The sequence below is a fragment of the methane-oxidizing endosymbiont of Gigantopelta aegis genome (genome assembly GCF_016097405.1).
GTDB lineage: Bacteria > Pseudomonadota > Gammaproteobacteria > Methylococcales > Methylomonadaceae > Methylomarinum.
Genome location: NZ_JAEHGD010000001.1, coordinates 1,292,572 through 1,313,398, shown reverse-complemented (window position 1 = coordinate 1,313,398; position 20,827 = coordinate 1,292,572). Strand labels below are relative to the sequence as shown.

Sequence of the window (20,827 nt, the reverse complement as noted above, 5' to 3'; positions counted from 1 at the left end):
TTACCCAGTCAGTAAGGTCTTTTTCGAATATGTAACGCATACAGTATAGGTGATAAAGTAGCTTCCAATATAAAGAAAAGCAAAACCACTAAAACGCAATCAAATAGGCTCAATCCTATGGCATGTTGTAACATCAGAATAGGGAACAAAGATTCAGGGATCGTATCAAGCCCTCGAAAGCAGCTGCTCTCAACATATCCTAGCCGCCTCTTAATAAAGCTTGAAAACAAATCACCGAGCATTGTAAAAACTGAAAATAAAACACCTTGTGTAACCGACAACCCTAACCATGGTGCTGCCAATGTCCCCACTAAAATAGCAGATAACAGCCCTCGCCAAGTTTTACTGTTTCCAAATACAGGCCGTTGATCCAATAACCTAAAACCAAAATCAACCGACCAAGCGGCATGATTTTTAAACAGCTTGCGACTGATGACCGGTGCACCGTTTACCAGGATTAGTAACACAACAGCCTTAGCGATACAGATTGCGCAAACGACTGTCGTATTCACGATTTAAACTGAAATCGGTGCCTTTATCGGCGGATGACATTGATAATCGACGATTTGAAAATCATCGAACCGATAGCTGAACACATCCGGCGCAGGATTTAACCGCAATTGTGGTAAACGATAAGGCTTTCTGCTCAATTGCTGGCGAGCCTGTTCCAAATGATTCAGATACAAATGCACATCGCCACCGGTCCAGACTAAATCTCCCACCGCTAAATTCGCCTGCTGAGCCAACATATGCGTTAAAAAAGCATAACTGGCTATATTGAATGGCAAACCCAAAAACGTGTCACAGCTGCGCTGGTAGAGCTGGCAGGACAGCCTGCCACCGGCAACATAGAACTGAAACAGCGCATGACAGGCTGCCAGTGCCATTTTTCCGTTTTTGACATTCTGTTGCGGACTCATCGACTCATCAGGTAAATCGGCCACATTCCAGGCCGAAACAATCATGCGCCGGCTATCTGGATTATGTTTCAATTGATCGAGAACCTGTGCAATTTGATCGACCACAGCGCCATCTGCCGATGACCAAGAACGCCATTGATGTCCGTACACAGGGCCAAGGTCGCCCTGCTCATCGGCCCATTCGTCCCAGATAGTGACTCCCTGTTCATTCAAATAGGCGATATTGGTATCGCCTTTAAGAAACCACAGTAATTCATGAATAATGGATTTAAGATGCAACTTCTTGGTTGTGACCAACGGAAACCCCTGCTGCAAATCAAAGCGCATCTGGTGACCGAATATAGACAAGGTACCACTGCCGGTACGATCCCCCTTTTCAACGCCTTCACGCAATATTTTATCGATTAAATCCAGATATTGACGCATCCTTTTACCTACACATCAAGGTTACTGACATCGAGCGCATGTTTGACAATAAAGTCGCGCCGTGGCTCGACTACATCCCCCATCAAGGTGGTAAAGATTTCATCAGCCCCTACCGCATCTTCAATCGTCACTTGCAATAATCGGCGACTGTTAGCATCCAGAGTGGTTTCCCACAGCTGATCGGGATTCATTTCACCCAAACCTTTGTACCGCTGAATATGCTGGCCTTTTTTGACTTCTCGCATCATCCAGTCATAAGCCTGTTGAAAGTCTTGCACCGGCTGCGTTTTTTCGCCCATCTGTATGAAGGCATCATCATTGAACATATCCACCGTATCGGCGGCATAGCGTTCGATTTTTTGATAATCGGTTCCGCTGAAAAATGCCTGAGTGATAACGAATGTTTTGGTGTTGCCGTGTAAACGTTTATGCACGGTGACTTGAAACTCGCCCGCTTCCTTGATATCCAGGTCTAGAGTAAACACGGCTTTTTCATTATTATTGTTCAAGCGTTGCTGTAGTTGTTCAAACCAATCCCGCAAAGCCTGTTCACCCTGTTCAATCGCCGAATGCAAAGGTGGCATGAAGGTCAATTGCTGCATCAACATTTCATCGTAACGACGCGACAGGCGTTTGATAACCGCCAGCACCTCGATATATTCCAAGGCTAGTTTTTCCAAACCCTGTCCTTGAATCGGCGGTGCCGATGGATCGGTAAATAACAAGGCTTTATCTAACGCCAACTGAACCAGGTATTCGTTGAGTTGAGCATCATCTTTAACATAGTGCTCCTGCTTGCCTTTTTTAATCTTGTACAGTGGCGGTTGAGCGATATAGATATAGCCATTTTCAATTAAATCCGGAAATTGACGATAGAAGAATGTCAGCAGCAGCGTACGGATATGAGAACCATCGACATCCGCATCGGTCATGATGATGATGCGATGATAGCGTAGTTTTTCCAGATTGTATTCTTCCTTACCGATGCCACACCCTAATGCGGTAATCAACGTACCGACCTCATCGGATGAAATCATTCTGTCAAAACGGGCCTTTTCCACATTCAGGATTTTCCCTTTCAACGGCAAAATAGCCTGGGTTCGTCTGTCCCGGCCTTGTTTGGCAGAGCCGCCGGCCGAGTCCCCTTCCACAATAAATAATTCGGATAAAGCGGGGTCTTTTTCCTGGCAGTCGGCCAGCTTACCCGGCAGACCTGCAATATCTAAGGTCGTTTTGCGCCGCGTCATTTCCCGCGCCTTCCGTGCGGCATCGCGTGCACGGGCAGCGTCAACGATCTTATTGACGATGGTCTTGGCTGTCTGTGGTTTCTCCAGCAAAAACTCATTGAGTTTTTCACTCATAGCCGATTCAACCAACGGTTTGACTTCAGACGACACCAGCTTGTCCTTAGTCTGTGACGAAAACTTAGGGTCAGGTACTTTAACCGACAATACCGCCGTCAACCCTTCCCGCATATCGTCACCCGTGGTCGATACCTTTTCTTTTTTGGCCAAGCCATTAGCTTCAATGTATTGATTGATAGTGCGAGTCAAAGCGCTGCGAAACCCAGCCAAATGTGAACCGCCATCGCGTTGTGGGATATTGTTGGTATAACAAAAAATATTTTCCTGATAGGAGTCATTCCACTGCATGGCAACTTCAACCCCAATCCCCCCTTTCTCGGTGGTAAAATAAAACACATCGTCAAACAAAGGGGTTTTATTTTTATTCAAATGCTCAACAAAGGCCTTGATACCCCCCTCAAACTCGAATACATCCTCTTTACCATTGCGCTCATCTTTCAACGCGATACGCACCCCTGAATTCAAAAAAGACAATTCGCGTAAACGCTTAGCCAAAACCTCGTAATGAAATTCAACATCGGAAAAGGTTTCCCGGCTGGGTTTAAAGGTAATTGAGGTGCCCGTACCTTCAGCATCACCAATAACTTTTATAGGTTCCTCAGGCTCGCCCATTTTGTATTTCTGATAATACAGCTTGCCATTTTTCTTAATCTTCAAGATCATTTCTTCAGACAAAGCATTTACCACAGAAACACCTACACCATGCAGACCACCCGAAACCTTGTATGCATTGTCATCAAACTTACCGCCAGCATGTAATACCGTCATGATAACTTCCGCAGCAGAACGCCCTTCTTCAGGGTGAATATCGACTGGAATTCCACGGCCATCGTCAGAAACTGTAACCGATCCATTTTCATGAATAATCACATCAACCCCACTGCAATACCCAGCTAACGCTTCATCAATGGAATTATCAACAACTTCAAATACCATATGGTGCAAACCGGTACCGTCATCGGTATCACCAATATACATTCCCGGTCGTTTTCTAACAGCATCCAGCCCTTTCAGCACCGTAATATTGGAGCTATCGTATTCTTTGTCGTTTGTACTCATAAGGTTTTCCGTCTTGAGGTGTTTGTTGTGAGATCAGCCAATGTTTCACGTGAAACATCTTTCGCTAATGTGACCATGTTCCACGTGGAACATCTTTATTTCATCCGATAAGTGCCAGTCATTCAGATGCAAAAAATCGCTTGCTGTTATGAATGCCTGATTATTTAATAAACTCAAGTATTTTACCAATTTTAAGCGGTTTTCTGAATCCAATTCAGCGCTTAAATCATCGATTAAAAGGCAGGCTTGCTGCTGATTGGTTTTATCCAATAATTGTACTTGCGCCAATAATAAAGACAGCACAATCAATTTGAGTTGTCCGCGCGAAACAAAATCTCTGACATTATGCTGGTTAAGCTGGACAACAAAATCGGTTCGGTGCGGGCCGCTATGCGTAAAACCATAGCGAATATCTTTTTCCCGATCTTGGCTGATCGCAAAAGCCAAATCACGCTCATCAGGCCAGCCTTGCATAAGGCAAAAGTTTATCTGGTTTTCGGGTAAAAAAAACTGGACGACCTGCTGAAATACCGGCTCTAACAGCTCCATGTAATGTTTTCGAAACCGAATCAGCATTTCACCATAATAAACGAATTCGCGGTCCCAAATATCTAATTGTTGGAACTGATGTGACTTTAATGCGCTGTTGCGCTGTTTCAGAACTTTTTTAAACCGGCGCCAGCAGTCCAGGTATTGACGTTCATGATTAAACACACCCCAATCAATAAATTCTCGCCTGAACTGAGGGCCTCCATCTAACAACTGATAACTTTTTGGATGCACAATCTGAATCGGTAGTCGATAGGCCAGATCCGCTTTAGAGCAATCTTCCTGATTGATGCGGCATTGTATCTTGTTTTGTTTCAGCTGAATGCCCAAGCGCGTCTGTTGATAATTTTCCTGAATCTGTGCCGATACCACTAGATCGTGTTGATCGAATGCAATCATTTGTTGTGTTTTAGCCGTTCTGAATGAACGACCGCGACCTAACAGGAAAACCGCTTCCAGTAATGCACTTTTGCCACTGGCATTTTTTCCGACAATAAAATTGAGCCCGGCACACGGCTCAACTGAAGCATGCTGGATATTTCTAAGACGTAAAATATCCAGTTTCCGCACACTCATATATTTTTTACAATTGCATCGACATCACAATAAATTTATAAGCGGGATTTTCAATTTCTTCGATAAAGCAACAGCTGTTATTCGAGGCAATGATCAACGAGCATTTTTCAGAATCCAGATTAGAAACCGCTTCCAGCAAATATTGCGAATTAAACGATACCGACAAGGCAGGCCCAGGGTATTGCATCAGCAATTCCTCTTCTGCTTCGTCGTGCTCTGGATTGTGTGCTGTGATTTTCATCTGATTTTCACTGATATCCAGAGTGATACCTTTAAATTTTTCATTCGCCAACACAGCAACTCGGGTCAAGGCATCTTTTAATAATTGCGTTTGTATGATAACCGGCGAATTAAAAGCTTGATTGAAGACACGACTAAAATCTGGATACTTGGAATCGACCAGTTTGGCGAAAAACACCATGTTCTGATAGACGACTTTAATATTATTAGCGGAAAAATAAACATCCAGCGGTGAATCCGGATCGCTGAGCAAGCGACTCAATTCAAGTACGCCTTTCCTCGGGATAATAATCCGCTCTTCATAACCTGTTGCCGTTTCCAAAGTATCTTCAAAAAAAGACAAGCGGTGACCATCAGAACCCACCAGTTTGATTTTTGAATTACTGATATTGAGCAGTAAGCCATTCAAATAATAACGCACATCCTGACTGGCCATACAAAAAGCTGTTTTCGCCAGTGCCTTTTTAAATTTTCCAGTGCTAATGGAAAACTGATGTGGATAATCGCTTTCCACAAACTCCGGGTAATTATCCGCTGGTATTGTGGATAAACTAAAACGACTGCGACCGGAAACTAAACGTAATTTATCCTCTTTTAATTCAAATTTAATCTCGGCTTCAGATGGCAGTAAACGGCAAATATCCAAAAATTTTCGGGAAGGTACCGTAATATCACCCACCGATTCAGGCTGTATCGCTAATTTAGCCATCATTTGTATTTCCAGATCGCTGCCGGTCAACGTCAACTGTTGATCATTAACTTGCATTAACACATTGGATAAAACCGGCATGGTTTGACGTTTTTCGATAACCCCGACGATTTGTTGAAGCGCTGGAAGCAATAGCTCTCTATTTATAATGAATTTCATACTTTTATTTTATTATTACTATTAACAAGGTATAAATCTGTGCAAAACCGTTAAAAATTCTTTAAAAACAATTGGCTGCCGAACGGGTGAAATGTGGCTAAAGCTGACAGTCAGCTGTCGATAAAACTGTGGATAACTCGAAGGGGTATTTTATACCGAGCTTATCCACAATCTATACCGCCTTAATGTGACAACATTCTCAACAGGTTCTGGTAATCTTCAGCCACTTTAACATCGCTCTCGCGCAGTTTATTGATACGCTTGCACGCATTCATCACCGTGGTATGGTCGCGTCCGCCAAATGCATCACCAATTTCAGGGAAACTGTGCGAAGTCAGTTCCCGAGCCAGTGTCATTGCGATTTGACGCGGGCGGGTAATCGATTGTTTTCTGGATTTCGACGATAAGTTGATGACGCGAATCTTGAAATAATCGGCCACAGTTTTTTGAATGTTATCAATCGTAACCAATTTATCCTGCAAAGAAATTAAATCGTGCAACGCTTCCTTGCTGAATTCGATGGTAATCTCGTCACCGGTGAAACGATGATTAGCGATGACGCGTCTTAATGCACCTTCAAGATCACGGACATTGGATGGAATACGTTTAGCGATAAAGAAAGCCACATCCTGTGGTAAATCAATCCCCTGCTGCTGCGCTTTTTTAATCAAAATGGCCGTACGTGTTTCCAGATCAGGTGGCTCAATAGCAACCGGGAGTCCCCAGCCGAAACGCGATTTCAAGCGATCTTCCAACCCTTCAATTTCTTTTGGATAACTATCACAAGTCAGAACGACCTGATGTTTTTTATCCAATAGATTATTGAAGGTATGAAAAAACTCTTCTTGGGAACGTTCTTTCCCAGCCAGAAATTGAATATCATCCATCAATAAAATATCGACATTGCGATAGTAATCCTTAAATGTATTGATGGTGTTTTGCTGCAAGGCTTTCACCATATCCTGAACAAATCGTTCAGAATGTAGATACACCACATTGGCTGATGGATTTTTTTCCAGAACGGCATTCCCGATGGCATGCATCAAATGCGTTTTCCCCAGACCTGAACTGCCATAAATAAACAACGGATTATAGGCTTTGCCGATATTTTCGGAAACCTGCATGGACGCGGCTTTGGCCAACTGATTTGATTTACCTTCAACAAAACTTTCAAATGTAAATGCGCGGTTTATGTTGCTAGGTGCTTTTTTAACAGTAGATGGTGCTGAGCCAGTCGTTTTATTGGACGACAGTTTAGGTTGAATTTGAACGGTTGGTTTTTTGCTGCCGATTTCAAACTCGATGATTAAAGAGCCATTAGAAAATTCATATACCGCATCTTCCAGCTTCGGTAAAAAATGTTGTTTGACATGCTCAATAATAAAACGATTCGGTGCGAGCAATTTTAACGTATCGCCTTCTTCTACCGCTTGTAACGGTCTTAGCCAGGTACTGAAATCAGCACCTGGAATTTCATTTTCCAGTTTTTTTAAACAATTAGACCAGATAGAACTCATTTTTAGCCATTAAGAAGAAATAAAAGGCCGATAAAAATCGGCCAAATTAGGGAAACAAATTAATCAGAATTTACCCAGCACCTTGTAATCCAACATCTCATCCTGATTGCACCTTTTCATCCTTGCCATCAATAGCGATAGTGCTGGATAAATGACGAGGATGAAAAAGTTCAATAATTTCCTTAAGAAAGCCTTGTCCTTCAGGACGAGATGCTGGGTTTACAGGAAAGGGTGATGTAATCGTTTACGATGCCACCATCACGAGTGCCTAATCATAACAAATAAATCTTTTAACTTATAGTTATTATTAGCCTTGATCAAAGTTGTGGATAACCTGTTTTAGATAAATAAATTCAATTTGTTAGTTAACATTGGAAAATGTTTTCAAAAGCGCATGAAAGCTGTGGATAAGTTGATGATAAAAACGACGTATTCTTTCGTCAACATGTTGTCCACAACAAAATCCTAAATTTAACGCAACTTTAGTCGCAACCCACTTAAGGCATACAAAACTGTTAATTCAGTCTCGTTATCAGACTGTTTATTGTATATTGATCAAGAGGTTAAGGGTTTTGGGGGACAGCCGAGTCAAATTACACCGATACACGGTGGAACGCTGTGGGTAAATGGAATGATAAGGGGAACTACTCACCCCTTCAGAAACACTGGGCGTAGGGTATTGATTTTTCAGGCTTGTGCAACAAGGATGTTGCACAGAGCTACATGGATGTATCTACGCGTCCTTAAAAATCAATATCCTACGGCCACTAAATAATTACCGTGCGATTAGTTACTGATAAGGTTTAAAGACAAACACTCTTCACACATGCTTTGTGTGAAGAGTTTAAGTAGATTGAGGCTAATCGGGATTAGTCCAATACAATCTTTGAGAAGTATTTTTCGAGATCGATTCTGATCGGCATAAAATAGATATTGTTACCAGTTTCTTTTGCCAATTGAATCGCTTGATTGGCGAATGTGATATTCCAGTCATAATCGGGGCGAAAATTTGCTGGGAACTGGACTTTATTTTTGACTTCCCAATAATGTTTGGATGATTCCGTTGTGATGGGACTCAAGCCAATAAAGGTTTCAAGCCCTTGCATTTGCTCCAGGTAAATTTCTACCATACGGATATCGTAGAAGGGTTGGGAAAAAAAGCCATCGGCACCCGCCTCGGTTTTACGTTGAATATATAAACATTCATCCTGCACCCCACTGCGATGTGGATCAAATCCAGCATAAACTTTTATATTGGGAAAGCGTTGTTTTACCGCACGAATCATATCCAACACGCTGGTATTAAAAAATACTCGGTTCAGGCCGTCCGGTGGATCACCGGTTACAAGGAGAACATGGCTCAATTCATGCTGTTCGATAATTTGGAAAATACGACCTTCTTTTAAATCAAAATCAATCGCACGAAAGTGAGGGACAAAATGATGTTGTTCAGGATCAATAAACGCATTACATTCCCAACTGCGAATATTGAAACGTTGGATATCAGGGACATTGATGAACTGGAAACGCCCAACCATTGATTGGGCAAATTGATATTGCTGGTCAAAAGCCTGTCGGTTGCGCGGTACGATTTCAAAAGAGACTTCCATAGCATAAGGTGATAATTATGAAATCAGCCATTTTACCTGATACGCTCTGTACATGAAATTCGGTCATTCCAGCAATCTCTCTTTCGACTTGTTTGCGACAGAAATGAATTACGGGTGTGCTGAAGAAGCGCCTGAGTAATCAAACAATTATTTGCGCCAGTCTTTGATTTTAAATTTTTTCCAGCGTTGTTTGAATTTCTCCTTATCTGAAAAATAAAGTAAGATCAGAAAAATGAATGGCCAAATCAATAATAAAATCAGCTTACTCAAGGTTGCAAAGCTCATGTTTGAATCCAGTCTGTAAAAAATTCGGGGTAACCCAGCTTGACCATAATAAATCACAAACAGTTTTGTAGAACGACAATAGCAAGCTTGAGTCAAGATTTTTTTCTAAAAAAACGGGTGCGTTTCTTTTTGATGTGTGTTGGATTATCAAACATTAATGGAAAAATAACCAGTGCTTTCAGGCCTCCCATTTTGGATTTTGAAAAATAAATTTTGGCTTCATGCAAGGCAACACTGCGTTGCACAATAGACAAGCCTAAACCGCTGCCTTCAGCCTTGTTTGCAGTTTCCACACAGCGGTAAAAACGTTGTGTTAAACGTTCATAGTTTTGATCATGAATCCCGGGGCCATTGTCTTCAACACTCAAGTGGAGCATGTTTTTTTCTCGAATCGACTGGATTTTGATTTTACTGCCTTGTGGACAATATTTAATCGCATTTTCAACCAGATTACGCACCAGGATACTGAATAAAGTCCCATTCCCGCGGATTTTTAATATTTCGTGGGAAATAAATTCAATACTGATATTTTTTTGGTGAGCAATAGCTTCAAGTTCACCAATGACCATGACAATTTCTGCAGATGTATCGATGATCGAAAATTCTACTGTTTGATTTTGCGATTGTATGCGGGACAATGTCAGTAATTGGTGAACCATTCGGGTCATGCGTATGACGGCTTGCTGAGCTTGGTCGAGAGCTTGTTGGCGAATGTCATCGTTATCGGTTTTAGCTGCAACCTGGACTTGCGTCATCAATCCGGCTAACGGTGTACGCAGCTCATGAGAGGCATCAGAGGTAAAATTGCGCTCATTTTCAAATGCTTGTTCTAATTGCTCAAACAGTTGATTGAGTTGTTTCACGACCGGTTTAATTTCTTCAGGCAGAGATTGTTGGGGTAAAGGCTTCAGATTGTCGGCCTCGCGTTGTGACAGTTGTTCGGTCAGATGGGTTAAGGGTTTTAAAATACGACTGACAATGGCCCAGATTGTCATACCCAACAGTATTAGTCCGGGAATCAGGACAAAAGCTAGGTGTTGAGCGATTTCCTGCGTAATGTGTTTTCGGATGTCATCGCGTTGACCGACATGAATGACATATTCGCCATTATTATTGGCAATACTGAAAACATGCCATAAATAGCCATCAATAATAGTTTCACTAAAGCCATTGTAATTTTTAGATAAGGGAAAAACAGGTGCACTTTCACTGCGCAAAATCAGACCGTCTTCTAAAGACCAGAGTTGAAAGGAAACTTTTCCAGCATAACGATGTGCTAATTTGTGGCTGTGTAATAGATTAGAGGCATGCTCAGGGTCCCAATGCTCGGATAAAGAACCTTCATGCAGCATGCTTTCAACAAAAGCATGTAAAACACCGGCAGAATAAGCCAGTTCGGCGTCAAATAATTCCGCTGTTTCCTGTTGCATTTTGACATAGGTAAACCAAGTCGTGAGTCCCCAGATCACTGTGGTCGCCAACAGCAAAAAAAATAGTAGTTGTTTTTTTAAGGAATGGGGAATTAAAGACATGGCGGCGCTGACCGCTTATTCCTCATCAATGATATAACCGACACCACGAATGGTTCGGATCAGTTTACTGTCGAGTTTTTTGCGTAAATGATGAATATGGACTTCAACCGTATTGCTTTCAACTTCTGAATCCCAGGCATATAAGGTCTCTTCAAGTCTGGCACGCGAGGCAACCTGGCCGATATGGGTCAGTAGAAATTTTAGAATTTCAAATTCTTTTTGTGATAAGTCAATTTTTGAATTGTGAAAAAATACCGTATGAGAAGCCGGGTCTAATTTAACATTTTTATGTTCAATCAACGGTTTTTTGGCATGTGTCAAGGTGTGGCGTCGGTAAAGTGCGCGCAGTCGAGCATAGATTTCATTTAAATCAAAGGGTTTGACGACATAATCATCAGCCCCACTGTCGAGTCCTAGCACCCTGTCACTGACGGTGTCTCGTGCAGTCAGTAATAAAACGGGTGTACTGTCTCTACGGTTACGCAATTGTCGCAGAATTTCGAGACCATTTTTTCTGGGTAAATTGATGTCGAGTACGATCAATTCGTATTGATTGGATTTGAGTGCTTCTTCAGCTAATAGTCCATCGGTGACCCAATCAACGGCATAGCCATCCATTTCCAGGCCAGTTTTCAGGCCGTCGCCCAGAATCATGTCATCTTCAACTAAAAGTAAACGCATCAGGATTTTATTAAGTTAGACCAGCTTATCAGCATAAAACATAATTGTTAAACCAAACTTAAGCTGTTTGGGTCGATCAATCGACTTTTTCCACCAGTAAAATCGTACCATCGACACCAATGACTTTAACTCGGGTGTTTTTCGGATAATCCTGCTGGCTGTAAACTGTCCACAGGGAGTCTCCGATTTTTATTTTTCCCTGGCCATTGACTACAGGTTCAATCAAGGTGAAAACCCGGCCAATATATTGGGCACCGCGTTGATTGAGCAAAGGATGATCGGTTTCCTGATGGGCGTAATTCTTACCGTATTTACGCCACAAAATGATGGACATAAACGACATCAGGGAAAAAATAAACACCTGCATCTCCAAACTGGTGGATGGGATTAAAAACAAAATAATGCCGGTAATGGCCGCTGCAACTGACATCCACAGAAAGAAAAAGCCGCTGGCCAGTAATTCGATGGCCAAAAATAATACGGACAACATCCACCAGTACCAGAAAATCATGACAAAATCGCTCATGATGATTTCTTGCTCAAGGCTTGTTTGGTCAATTCGGTGATGCCGCCTAAGGCGCCGATCACGCTGGATGCTTCCAGTGGCATCAGTATCAGTTTACTGTTTTCAGAACCTGCAATATCTTTCAATGAGTCCACATATTTTTGTGCGACAAAATAATTGATCGCCTGTATATCGCCTTTAGCAATGGCTTCTGAGACCATTTCTGTCGCTTTCGCTTCGGCCTGCGCCAGTCTTTCGCGGGCTTCGGCATCACGGAATGCGGCTTCTTTACGGCCTTCCGCCTGTAAAATTGCGCCTTGTTTTTCGCCTTCCGCCTGAAGAATTTCGGCTTGTCGTAAACCTTCGGCTTCCAGAATAGACGCTCTTTTTTCGCGCTCTGCCTTCATTTGCCGAGCCATGGCATCCACCAGATCGCGCGGTGGTGCAATATCTTTGATTTCAACACGGGTAATTTTAACGCCCCAAGGCGAGGTGGCATGATCGACTACGCCCAGCAATTGAGCATTGATGGTATCTCGTTGCGACAATAATTCATCTAACACCATTGATCCCATAACGGTCCGGATATTCGTCATGACCAGATTGATAATTGCCAGTTCCAGATTATTGACTTCATAAGAGGCTTTAGCGGCATCCATCACCTGATAGAACACGACGCCATCGACTTTAACCATGGCATTGTCTTTGGTAATGACCTCTTGTGAGGGCACATCCATGACTTGTTCCATCATATTTAACTTATTACCAATACGATCAATAATCGGCACAATAATATTCAGGCCGGGTCGTAATGTGGTTGTATAACGACCGAAACGCTCCACGGTATATTCCATCCCTTGCGGAACGGATTTGACACTCATGAAAACCAATAGAATGGCAAAGATAAACAATGCCGTTACAAATACGCCAAAACCCGCCATGACAAACCTCCTGAACAGAAATTGATTGATAGGGCGATGAACAAAGTTGCAATGCCCTTGTGAAGTAATAATAATGGACAATTTTATAAAATGTAAGGAATTGGTGAGATTCGATGATTGTTTATGCGATAAATTTATTCATTCTGTCTATTGTGATTTTCATTGTCGGCATGGTAAAGCCCGGTTGGATAATGTTCTGGATGGATAAACCTAGCCGTATGGGTGTGATGTGGTTGGCGGTATTACTGTTTATGGGGGCCGCCGTTTTGTTTGGTGAAGGTGAACGACAAAAAAAATTGGCACAAAGCGCTCAAACGGAAATTAGCAGCGGCCAGAAATCGCAAGATGCGGCGGTGTTGCCGCGCAGTGCTGAGAAAACTCACGTGCAGGAGAAATGATCGACCTGTTTTTTAAGGTATTCCAGCATTTCTTTCGGGCTGTTTGGATAGTAACGGATTTTGACAAACAGTTGGGTAATCCGGTCGATAGTTTCGGCGTGTTTGGGATATGCCTGGCGACAGCGTGCGGCAAAGCTATAGGGCGTCTCACCGGGTTTCCGTGTTATATCCGGAATTTTTTGACAAAACTGATGATAGAGTTTGACCGCCGGATCGACCGGTTGAGCCTTGTGTTTCAGGATGAAGCGGGCCATAATCAGAGTGGCCGTACCTACCAGCACTAATAACCAGTAAATAATACTTTTCAAATCTTCAATCCCCAAGTGTTTGAAAATGCCTTGCTGGCTGGCACGGTTGTAATTGATGATCCAGCGTTGCCAGCTGTAATCGACACTGCCCAAAATTTGTTTGGCCCGTTTCAGCCAATCCATTGATTGATGTAGAATTTCTGGTGGAACGATGGTGAGGGTACGGGTTGCAATTTGCTGTTCAATATCTAGAGTTTGCTCCACCCGTTCTGGTGCAATGGCTGTGGTTGGGTCAAACCGGGTCCAGCCTTTGCCTTGCAGCCAAACCTCAGTCCAGGCATGGGCATTAGCCTGGCGGACTTCCAAAAAATTACCCGCTTCGTTGAATTCACCACCTTGATAACCACCGATAACTCGGGCTGGAATATCGGCAATGCGCATTAAATAAACAAATGCTGTGGCATAGTGACTACAAAAACCATAACGTCGGTCAAATAAAAAGGTTTCGATCGGGTTGTCTTCCATTTTTTTGGGCATCAGGGTATAGAAGAACTTTTCCTGTCTAAAATAGTTAAACAGATTGGCAATGAATTGCTCTGGCTTTAAATCAAATCCACCTAATTGTTTGACGAGTTTTACGATGCGTTCGGAGGGCTTGCCTGGAAGTTGTAAAGTATCTTTCAATTCGGTTTTCGTTAAATACCCCGTGTTGAATTGAGTATAAGAGGTAATGTTGTATTCCGCTCGCTGTGCCGGGTCTTTAGTCGTCGTCAATTGGTAAAAACCATTGCGTTGCAATGGCGCTTCAAAGCGGGCCGGCATTTCCAATGCAAACACCCAAGGTTTGTTTTGTGGCTCCATTAACAGCGTGTAATGATAGGCTTTACCTTTAAAGCGAGGTGTATCCATATAGCGTTTAAAAAAACGGTTTGGGCTTTCCCGCCAGCGTTTTCCGTCGGTATAGGAAAAAACCGGACCACGCCAGTAGCGTTCGGCCGGCGGCGGAATATCACCTTCAAACTTAACCCTAAACACCAGTTCCGGTGATAGCCCCAATTCACTGATAGCCCCCGGTTCAAGCGTATCGCTCAGGCCGGTAATCTGGTTTTTTTCAGCCTCCAGCCATTTAAAACGCGGCGCTTCAATCCGCGGAAACAAAACAAAAATGATCGCAGCAATCGGTATCGCTTGCAACACAATGATGCCAGCTTTTTTCAAGGTAGGGCGGATTTTTGCGTGCAAACCGTTAATGGTAATTAATGTTGCCAGTAAAACAATACAGACCAACACAATATATACAGCCATGATAATGCTTTGCTGGTATAAAAATTCGGTTGCCGCGACAATAAAACCTAAAAATACAATCAGATAAATATCCCGGGTACCGCGAATTTCCAATAATTTCAGGCCCAGCGCGATAACAAACAGCGAGGTGCCACCGGCACGCCCCAAGATACCCTGATGCTGCGAATACAGTAGACCAATAGCTGTCAGCATCAATAAAAAAACAGTTGTTTTTCCGGGTAACCACTCAGGTTTCCAGATGGCGATAAAACGCCAACTCCATAGCAAACCAAAAAACAAAAACAGGGGTAAGGGCAAATGTTGACTGTGTGGCAAGGTAATTAAACCTAATGCAATCAACATAAAAATAAGACTTTTTTGTGGAATCCAGCTATTCATGGTCAAAACAAGGCTAAGGCTTCAAGACAGGCGTGCTGGTGGCTTGGGCCGTGGTTACACGGGATTTTTTTATTGGGCAAAATCAGGCCATAATGCAGTCCAATTTTTTCGGCTTCAATGATCCAGCGACATAAATGGCTTAAGCGTTGCTCAACATCATGGCCTGGTGTTTGGTTGTAATCCAGCCATAGGTCGGCAACGGCATTGCCACCATAATGTTTACTGAAAAGGCCCTGGCCTTTGGCATAGCTTTTCCAGTGTATTTGCCGAATGGGGTCTCCTGGTTGATAACTTTGCAAGCCATAAAAATCATCGCCGCCTTTTTTACTTTGACCATTTTCACCTTCAAAACCCTCGCTTTCCGGAAAGACGGAAAAGACGGTCGCTGGGGCAGGATAAACCAGAGCCTCCATTTTGAATCGTAAGGGCGACCAGGCGCGAAATAAACCTAAGGGGTAGCAGCTGGAGACGGTTAATGTGCCGGCTTGCAGTTTCCCTCTTTTTTTTGTCGATTTAAATAACAGTACTTTTTCGTGATGGTGTGGCGGAATATCGAGCAGGGTTTCGGTTTCAAGTTTGAGTTGAATATCAAACCGTTCCTGATCGCTTGGATTCTGAATGCTGAAACTAAACCCGGCTTTTTCTCCGGTAAATGCCGCTTGCGTTTGTAATGGTTTAACCACAAGACCTGCCAGCGACTGATAGGTATGCAAGATGGTGATAAAAAATACACTGGCCAACATGAAGGCCAGTAGATAAATCAGATTGTTGTTATAGGTCAAGGCAATCAATAGCAGCAAGATGATCAGAACGATAAAACCGCCACCTTGACGCGTCGGTAGTATAAAAATACGTCGCTGGTTCAGAGTCAAAGCGCCATTGGCAGGCTTTTCCCCACGCATAAAGCGGGACAAGGCAAAACGTTGTTTCAGGCTTAACACGGTTTCGTTCATACGACCGGCACATTTTCCAGAATAGGGGCGACGATGGAAGCCGCATCGGTACTGCCAGCTTTAAGTCTGTGGCCAGCAACAGCCGGTAAAACGGCTTGAACATCTTCCGGAATTACGGCATTGCGTTGTTCCATCAAGGCCCAGGCTTTAGAGGCTGTCAACAGAGCTAAGCCGCCGCGTGGTGACAGACCGGCTGCAAATTCATCAGACTGGCGGCTAAAATCGATGATGTTTTGCAAGTAATCCAATAATGCCGGAGAAACATAGACCTCGGTGACAGCCTGTTGTAATTCATCGAGTTGTTCCGGCGTTAACATCACCGGTAATTCAGCAATGATTTTGTGACGCTGTTTTCCAAGTAATAATGCGCGTTCGGCCTCACGATTGGGATAGCCTAATTCGATACGCATCAGAAATCGGTCTAGCTGTGATTCAGGTAATGGAAACGTACCAATTTGATGAGATGGATTTTGTGTGGCGATGACAAAAAATGGTTTAGGCAAGGGATAGGTTTGGCCTTCAACCGTGACTTGTTCTTCTTCCATTGCCTCAAGCAATGCACTTTGTGCCTTGGGTGTGGAGCGGTTGATTTCGTCCGCTAAAATCATCTGGTTGAAAATGGGACCGTGATGAAAGCGGAATTCATGGCGCTCGGCATCAAAAACCGAACTGCCGATAATATCGGCGGGCAAAATATCGCTGGTAAATTGAATACGCTGATAATCCAATCCGAATAATCGTGCCAAGGTATGGGAGAGAGTGGTTTTACCGACGCCGGGTATATCCTCAATCAATAAATGACCTTTGGCAATCAGGCAGCAGACAGCTAAACGAATTTGTCGGTCTTTTCCAAGGATAATTTGATTGGCGGCGTTTAATAAAGGGGTGAGGGTATTTTCCATAATGTAAGTGTCCTTTATATGATAATAACAACAGAAGGAATAAAGATATTTGAACGACTGAATAAAGCTGAGTATAGTTCAATCTGACTCGCTAAAAAAGAGATGACATTGAAAGACTTGAATCAGGTTCGAAATGAATTGATCGATATGCTGGAAGAGCTTGAAGATAGGCTCGACCGGATTACAAAAGATGTTCGGCATACCGATGCGCCGTTGGCTAAGGATTTTGAAGAACAGGCAGTAGAAACCGAAAATGACCCGGTTTTGGAATCTTTAGGTGAAACCACACAAATTGAAATCGATAAAATTCGCCAAGCTTTATCGCGTTTAGATGAAGGTAGCTATGGTCTGTGTTTGAAGTGTGGCGAGCCGATAAAAAAAGAACGCTTAAAGGCCCTGCCATATTCCAGTTTTTGTATTCACTGTGCAGAAAAAGACAGCAATGACAGGGTGTGACGATTTGTCGCGCGACACTGTGTCACATTTTCACAACAAAATGGCTGCGCTATACTTCACGAAACTCTTGTAGATGTGCTTATTTTTAAGCGAGAGAGTTTTCATATACCTTCTACTCCGCGGCCTATTGTTCTTGAACAACAGGCCGTTTTTTTTGCATATCTGCTCGACATCAGAGTTTATGGAAGGTGCGACAATTTGTCGCGCGACACTATGTCACATTTTCACAACAAAATATCCCGGCTATACTCTATGAAACTCTTGGAGATGTGCTTATCTTTTGAAGCCAAAGAGTTTTCATATATCCTTCTATTCTACGGCACGTTGTTTTTGAACAACACGCCGTTTTTTTTGCGTTGAACAAGTACTTGTTGTTTAGAGACTAGGTGATACAGTACAGAAAAAGGTTTTCAAGTATTCAGATTCGGCCAATGCGGGATGAATAGGGTGATCAGGACCTTGCCCCTGAGTTTCAAAAAACAGCAGATGGCGGTCGATGTGTCGGGCCGATGAGCGTAATATTTCGTGTAGGTTGGCGCGGTTCAGGTGATACGAGCAGGAGGCTGAAATTAAAATGCCCTGTTTATTCAATACTTGCAAAGCCAGATGGTTTAAACGGCGGTAGGCTTCAAAACCCGCTTTAAAATCTTTTTTACGTTTAATCAATGCCGGCGGGTCGAGTACGATGATGTCATAACGTTGTTTTTGTTCCCGCGCCTGTTTCAAAAAGTCAAAAACATCCTGTTGTGCAAACTGCATTTGTTCTGACACGTGATTTAATTTTGCGCTATGTTGGGCATTCTTCAAGGCCTGTTCAGAGCTGTCCACACAGGTTACTTTGCTGGCGCCTGCCATCGCTGCCGGAATTCCCCAAGCGCCTGAATAGCTGAATAAATCGAGTACGGTTTGCTGTCTGGACAAAGCGGCCAGCCGCGCCCGACTGACGCGATGGTCATAGAACCAGCCGGTTTTTTGACCATTCAGGATATCGACATAAAAACGGGCATGATTTTCTTCAATAATCACAGGCTCTGGTACGGTCCCATAAATCACTTCGGATTCGGTCGATAAACCTTCTAGTTGCCGGGAACTGTTGTCATTTTTGACGATAATGGCTGTAGGTGCCAATAAATCAATGAGGCTTGTGAGCAAAATATCTTTAAATCGCTCCATGCCGGCGGTATTGATCTGTAAAGACAGTACATCGCCAAAGCGGTCGATGATCAAGCCTGGTAAACCATCGCTTTCGGCAAAAACCAGTCGATAAAACGGTTTATCAAACAGGCGTTGACGCAGGGATAAGGCTGTCATTAGCCGGTTTTTAAAAAAGCTGCCTGCAATTTTCAGGTCTGGCTTACGCGACAGAAGACGTGCGCAAATCAGCGTATTGGGGTTGACGTAGGCGGTACCCAGCGCTTTTCCCTGCGCATCTTTCAGGGTGACGATGTCGCCGGCATTAAATTGGCTTAACGGGCTGCGCTGGTTGTCGATTTCATTACTGAAAACCCAGAGATGGCCTTGTTTAAGGCGTTTTTCTTCGTGTTTTTTTAAAAAAAGTTCAGGATGTTGAGGCATGATTACAAAATAGTGAAGGAATAGCCGCCGATTTTTTCAGTCGGGCTGATGATTGTCAGCTCGATTTCAACGGTTTGGTTAGCCGCTATCCGTACAGACGGTGGTCGGTAATTATCAACTGAAAACACCCGTTCTGCAAAGGGCCGACCTAAATAATCCACTAGGGTTAGTTTTAAGGCCGGATAATGTTGAGGAAAATTAGCCTGATTACTCAAGACAATCTTGAATGTGATTTCATTTTCGTTTTGTGTTTCGATGACGGTGTTTAACAGATGTATTTGTTTTAGATTTCGATAGGGGGGCAGCGTGCAGTGCAGTTTGAGGCAAGCTTTTTCTAGCCAGGGACGCAGGTGTGAATTTTGTAGCAGCGTGTTGCCTTCAAAATAAATGATCTGGCCTACAAGGAGCAAGAGACCTAAAACAAGACCGATAGACCAGAAAACAGTGGTTTTTTTTGAAGGATGCGCTGTTTCAACGGTTAAAACCGCCTCTTCAGGTAGCTCGATGTCTTCTTCGGCATGGTCGGAAATCAGTGCCAGTGCATCAAACAAAACGCCACAGTTTTTACAATGCAGCATACCATGTGAGTGGCGTAATTGTTCTGCATTGACGCGAGTCTGCTGTCTACATTCTGGACATAGGGTGTACATAGTAACCATCCAGCCGGCACCAATCTTCCTGCGGCCGGGGCGTTGAAAAATGCAGACCCTGTTGCTGGTACGCCTGAATGACAGTATCTGCTTGTTCGTTCAAGATTCCTGATAACACTAAAGAACCTTTATCGGATACAAGCTTAGCAATATTTTCAGAGAGTTCAATCAACGGTCCAGCCAGAATATTGGCTAGCACAATGTCGGCTTTTTGGGCCGGAAACTGTTCCGGTAAATAACACTGAATGGCATGTGTAACTTGGTTTTTTTCGGCATTATAGTAGGTTGCCTCTAACGCTTGCGGGTCAATATCGATACAATGTGCCTGTTTTGCGCCCAGTAAAACGGCAGCAACGGCCAGAATGCCAGAGCCACAGCCATAATCGATGATGGTTTTGCCGGTTAAATCATGACAGGCCAGCCATTCCAGGCAGAGCGCGGTGGTGGGATGTGTGCCAGTGCCAAATGCCAGACCCGGGTCGAGCGTCATGCAGACTGTGCCGGTCTCTTCAATTTCCTGGCCGGTCGGGCAAACCCATAAACGGTCGCCAAACTTAAGTGGTTTAAAATGTTCCAGCCAGGCGCGTTCCCAAGCCTGGTCTTCAATGCGTTCCAATGTCCAGTCATTTAACGGGGAATCGACAAACTGTTGTTGTGCGATTTGTTTGACCCGTTCTGGCTCAATGTCTAGTTCAAACAAGGCAATAACCCGAGTTTTTCGCCAGATTCTGGTTTCACCGGGGGCGGGCTCATAAACGGGTTGGTCTTCCGCATCCATATAGGTGACAGACACCGCGCCGCAGTCACTGAAAAAATCAGATAGTTTCGGAGCGGTTTCTTTATCGCTTGTTACAGAGAGTTGATGCCAGGCCATAGCAAATAAGGGAAG

Annotated in this window: 20 protein-coding genes; 2 read left to right on the top strand and 18 right to left on the bottom strand. The window is 43.5% G+C overall.

Annotated features, from left to right (window positions below; genetic code table 11):
• Nucleotides 1-8: 8 nt before the first annotated feature.
• The 12 genes from JEU20_RS06585 to JEU20_RS06530 all read right to left on the bottom strand — a co-directional run bounded on the left by JEU20_RS06585 (nucleotide 9) and on the right by JEU20_RS06530 (nucleotide 13,073).
• Nucleotides 9-512, bottom strand: a complete 504-nt coding sequence (locus JEU20_RS06585; protein ID WP_198244406.1) for a CDP-archaeol synthase — start codon at nucleotides 510-512, stop codon at nucleotides 9-11.
• 3 nt (nucleotides 513-515) lie between these two features.
• Entirely contained in the window at nucleotides 516-1,346 is an 831-nt protein-coding gene (thyA, locus tag JEU20_RS06580; RefSeq protein ID WP_198244404.1) for a thymidylate synthase, read from the bottom strand.
• Nucleotides 1,347-1,354: 8 nt separating this feature from the next.
• Nucleotides 1,355-3,769: a DNA topoisomerase (ATP-hydrolyzing) subunit B gene (gyrB, locus tag JEU20_RS06575; protein WP_198244402.1), complete on the bottom strand. Its 2,415-nt coding sequence runs from the start codon at nucleotides 3,767-3,769 to the stop codon at nucleotides 1,355-1,357.
• Between the two features lie 45 nt (nucleotides 3,770-3,814).
• A complete protein-coding gene (gene recF / locus JEU20_RS06570; RefSeq protein WP_198244400.1) occupies nucleotides 3,815-4,894 on the bottom strand; it encodes a DNA replication/repair protein RecF in 1,080 nt (359 codons plus the stop codon).
• Nucleotides 4,895-4,901: 7 nt separating this feature from the next.
• Complete coding sequence (dnaN, locus tag JEU20_RS06565; RefSeq protein WP_198244398.1) at nucleotides 4,902-6,002, bottom strand: DNA polymerase III subunit beta; 1,101 nt, start codon at nucleotides 6,000-6,002, stop codon at nucleotides 4,902-4,904.
• Between the two features lie 182 nt (nucleotides 6,003-6,184).
• The gene (dnaA, locus tag JEU20_RS06560) at nucleotides 6,185-7,519 is read right to left on the bottom strand and encodes a chromosomal replication initiator protein DnaA (protein WP_198244396.1); all 1,335 of its coding nucleotides are present in this window, start codon (nucleotides 7,517-7,519) and stop codon (nucleotides 6,185-6,187) included.
• Between the two features lie 869 nt (nucleotides 7,520-8,388).
• Nucleotides 8,389-9,129, bottom strand: a complete 741-nt coding sequence (locus JEU20_RS06555; RefSeq protein WP_198244393.1) for a methylenetetrahydrofolate reductase — start codon at nucleotides 9,127-9,129, stop codon at nucleotides 8,389-8,391.
• A gap of 147 nt (nucleotides 9,130-9,276) precedes the next feature.
• Nucleotides 9,277-9,414, bottom strand: coding sequence for a hypothetical protein (locus JEU20_RS06550; RefSeq protein WP_198244392.1), 138 nt, complete (start codon nucleotides 9,412-9,414; stop codon nucleotides 9,277-9,279).
• A 92-nt stretch (nucleotides 9,415-9,506) separates the two neighbouring features.
• Nucleotides 9,507-10,946, bottom strand: coding sequence for an ATP-binding protein (locus JEU20_RS06545; protein WP_198244390.1), 1,440 nt, complete (start codon nucleotides 10,944-10,946; stop codon nucleotides 9,507-9,509).
• Between the two features lie 15 nt (nucleotides 10,947-10,961).
• Nucleotides 10,962-11,627 carry a response regulator gene (locus tag JEU20_RS06540; protein ID WP_198244388.1) on the bottom strand — a complete coding sequence of 222 codons (666 nt, stop codon included), beginning with the start codon at nucleotides 11,625-11,627 and terminating at the stop codon, nucleotides 10,962-10,964.
• Nucleotides 11,628-11,703: 76 nt separating this feature from the next.
• Nucleotides 11,704-12,153, bottom strand: a complete 450-nt coding sequence (locus JEU20_RS06535; protein WP_198244386.1) for an NfeD family protein — start codon at nucleotides 12,151-12,153, stop codon at nucleotides 11,704-11,706.
• Complete coding sequence (locus JEU20_RS06530; protein WP_198244384.1) at nucleotides 12,150-13,073, bottom strand: SPFH domain-containing protein; 924 nt, start codon at nucleotides 13,071-13,073, stop codon at nucleotides 12,150-12,152. The genes JEU20_RS06535 and JEU20_RS06530 overlap by 4 nt, the downstream gene beginning before the upstream one ends.
• Nucleotides 13,074-13,186: 113 nt before the next feature.
• Between JEU20_RS06530 and JEU20_RS06525 the strand changes: the two genes are divergently transcribed.
• Entirely contained in the window at nucleotides 13,187-13,471 is a 285-nt protein-coding gene (locus JEU20_RS06525; RefSeq protein WP_198244382.1) for a hypothetical protein, read from the top strand.
• On the opposite strand, the gene JEU20_RS06520 is transcribed toward JEU20_RS06525, so the two are convergent.
• The 3 genes from JEU20_RS06520 to JEU20_RS06510 are packed head-to-tail and all read right to left on the bottom strand — an operon-like array spanning nucleotide 13,453 to nucleotide 17,257.
• Nucleotides 13,453-15,402: a transglutaminase TgpA family protein gene (locus JEU20_RS06520; RefSeq protein WP_198244380.1), complete on the bottom strand. Its 1,950-nt coding sequence runs from the start codon at nucleotides 15,400-15,402 to the stop codon at nucleotides 13,453-13,455. The genes JEU20_RS06525 and JEU20_RS06520 overlap by 19 nt on opposite strands.
• A 2-nt stretch (nucleotides 15,403-15,404) precedes the next feature.
• On the bottom strand, nucleotides 15,405-16,355 hold the full coding sequence (locus tag JEU20_RS06515) for a DUF58 domain-containing protein (RefSeq protein WP_198244378.1): 951 nt from the start codon (nucleotides 16,353-16,355) through the stop codon (nucleotides 15,405-15,407).
• On the bottom strand, nucleotides 16,352-17,257 hold the full coding sequence (locus JEU20_RS06510) for an AAA family ATPase (protein WP_198244377.1): 906 nt from the start codon (nucleotides 17,255-17,257) through the stop codon (nucleotides 16,352-16,354). Before JEU20_RS06510 ends, JEU20_RS06515 begins: the two co-directional genes overlap by 4 nt.
• A gap of 102 nt (nucleotides 17,258-17,359) precedes the next feature.
• On the opposite strand from JEU20_RS06510, the gene JEU20_RS06505 reads away from it, so the two are divergent.
• Nucleotides 17,360-17,713: a TraR/DksA family transcriptional regulator gene (locus JEU20_RS06505; protein WP_342590473.1), complete on the top strand. Its 354-nt coding sequence runs from the start codon at nucleotides 17,360-17,362 to the stop codon at nucleotides 17,711-17,713.
• A 375-nt stretch (nucleotides 17,714-18,088) separates the two neighbouring features.
• Here JEU20_RS06505 and JEU20_RS06500 read toward each other — a convergent pair whose 3' ends face one another.
• The 3 genes from JEU20_RS06500 to prmA are packed head-to-tail and all read right to left on the bottom strand — an operon-like array spanning nucleotide 18,089 to nucleotide 20,812.
• Nucleotides 18,089-19,288, bottom strand: a complete 1,200-nt coding sequence (locus tag JEU20_RS06500; RefSeq protein WP_198244375.1) for a class I SAM-dependent rRNA methyltransferase — start codon at nucleotides 19,286-19,288, stop codon at nucleotides 18,089-18,091.
• 2 nt (nucleotides 19,289-19,290) lie between these two features.
• Nucleotides 19,291-19,947, bottom strand: coding sequence for a zinc-ribbon and DUF3426 domain-containing protein (locus tag JEU20_RS06495; RefSeq protein WP_198245924.1), 657 nt, complete (start codon nucleotides 19,945-19,947; stop codon nucleotides 19,291-19,293).
• The gene (gene prmA, locus JEU20_RS06490) at nucleotides 19,913-20,812 is read right to left on the bottom strand and encodes a 50S ribosomal protein L11 methyltransferase (protein WP_198244373.1); all 900 of its coding nucleotides are present in this window, start codon (nucleotides 20,810-20,812) and stop codon (nucleotides 19,913-19,915) included. The genes JEU20_RS06495 and prmA overlap by 35 nt, the downstream gene beginning before the upstream one ends.
• Nucleotides 20,813-20,827: the final 15 nt, after the last annotated feature.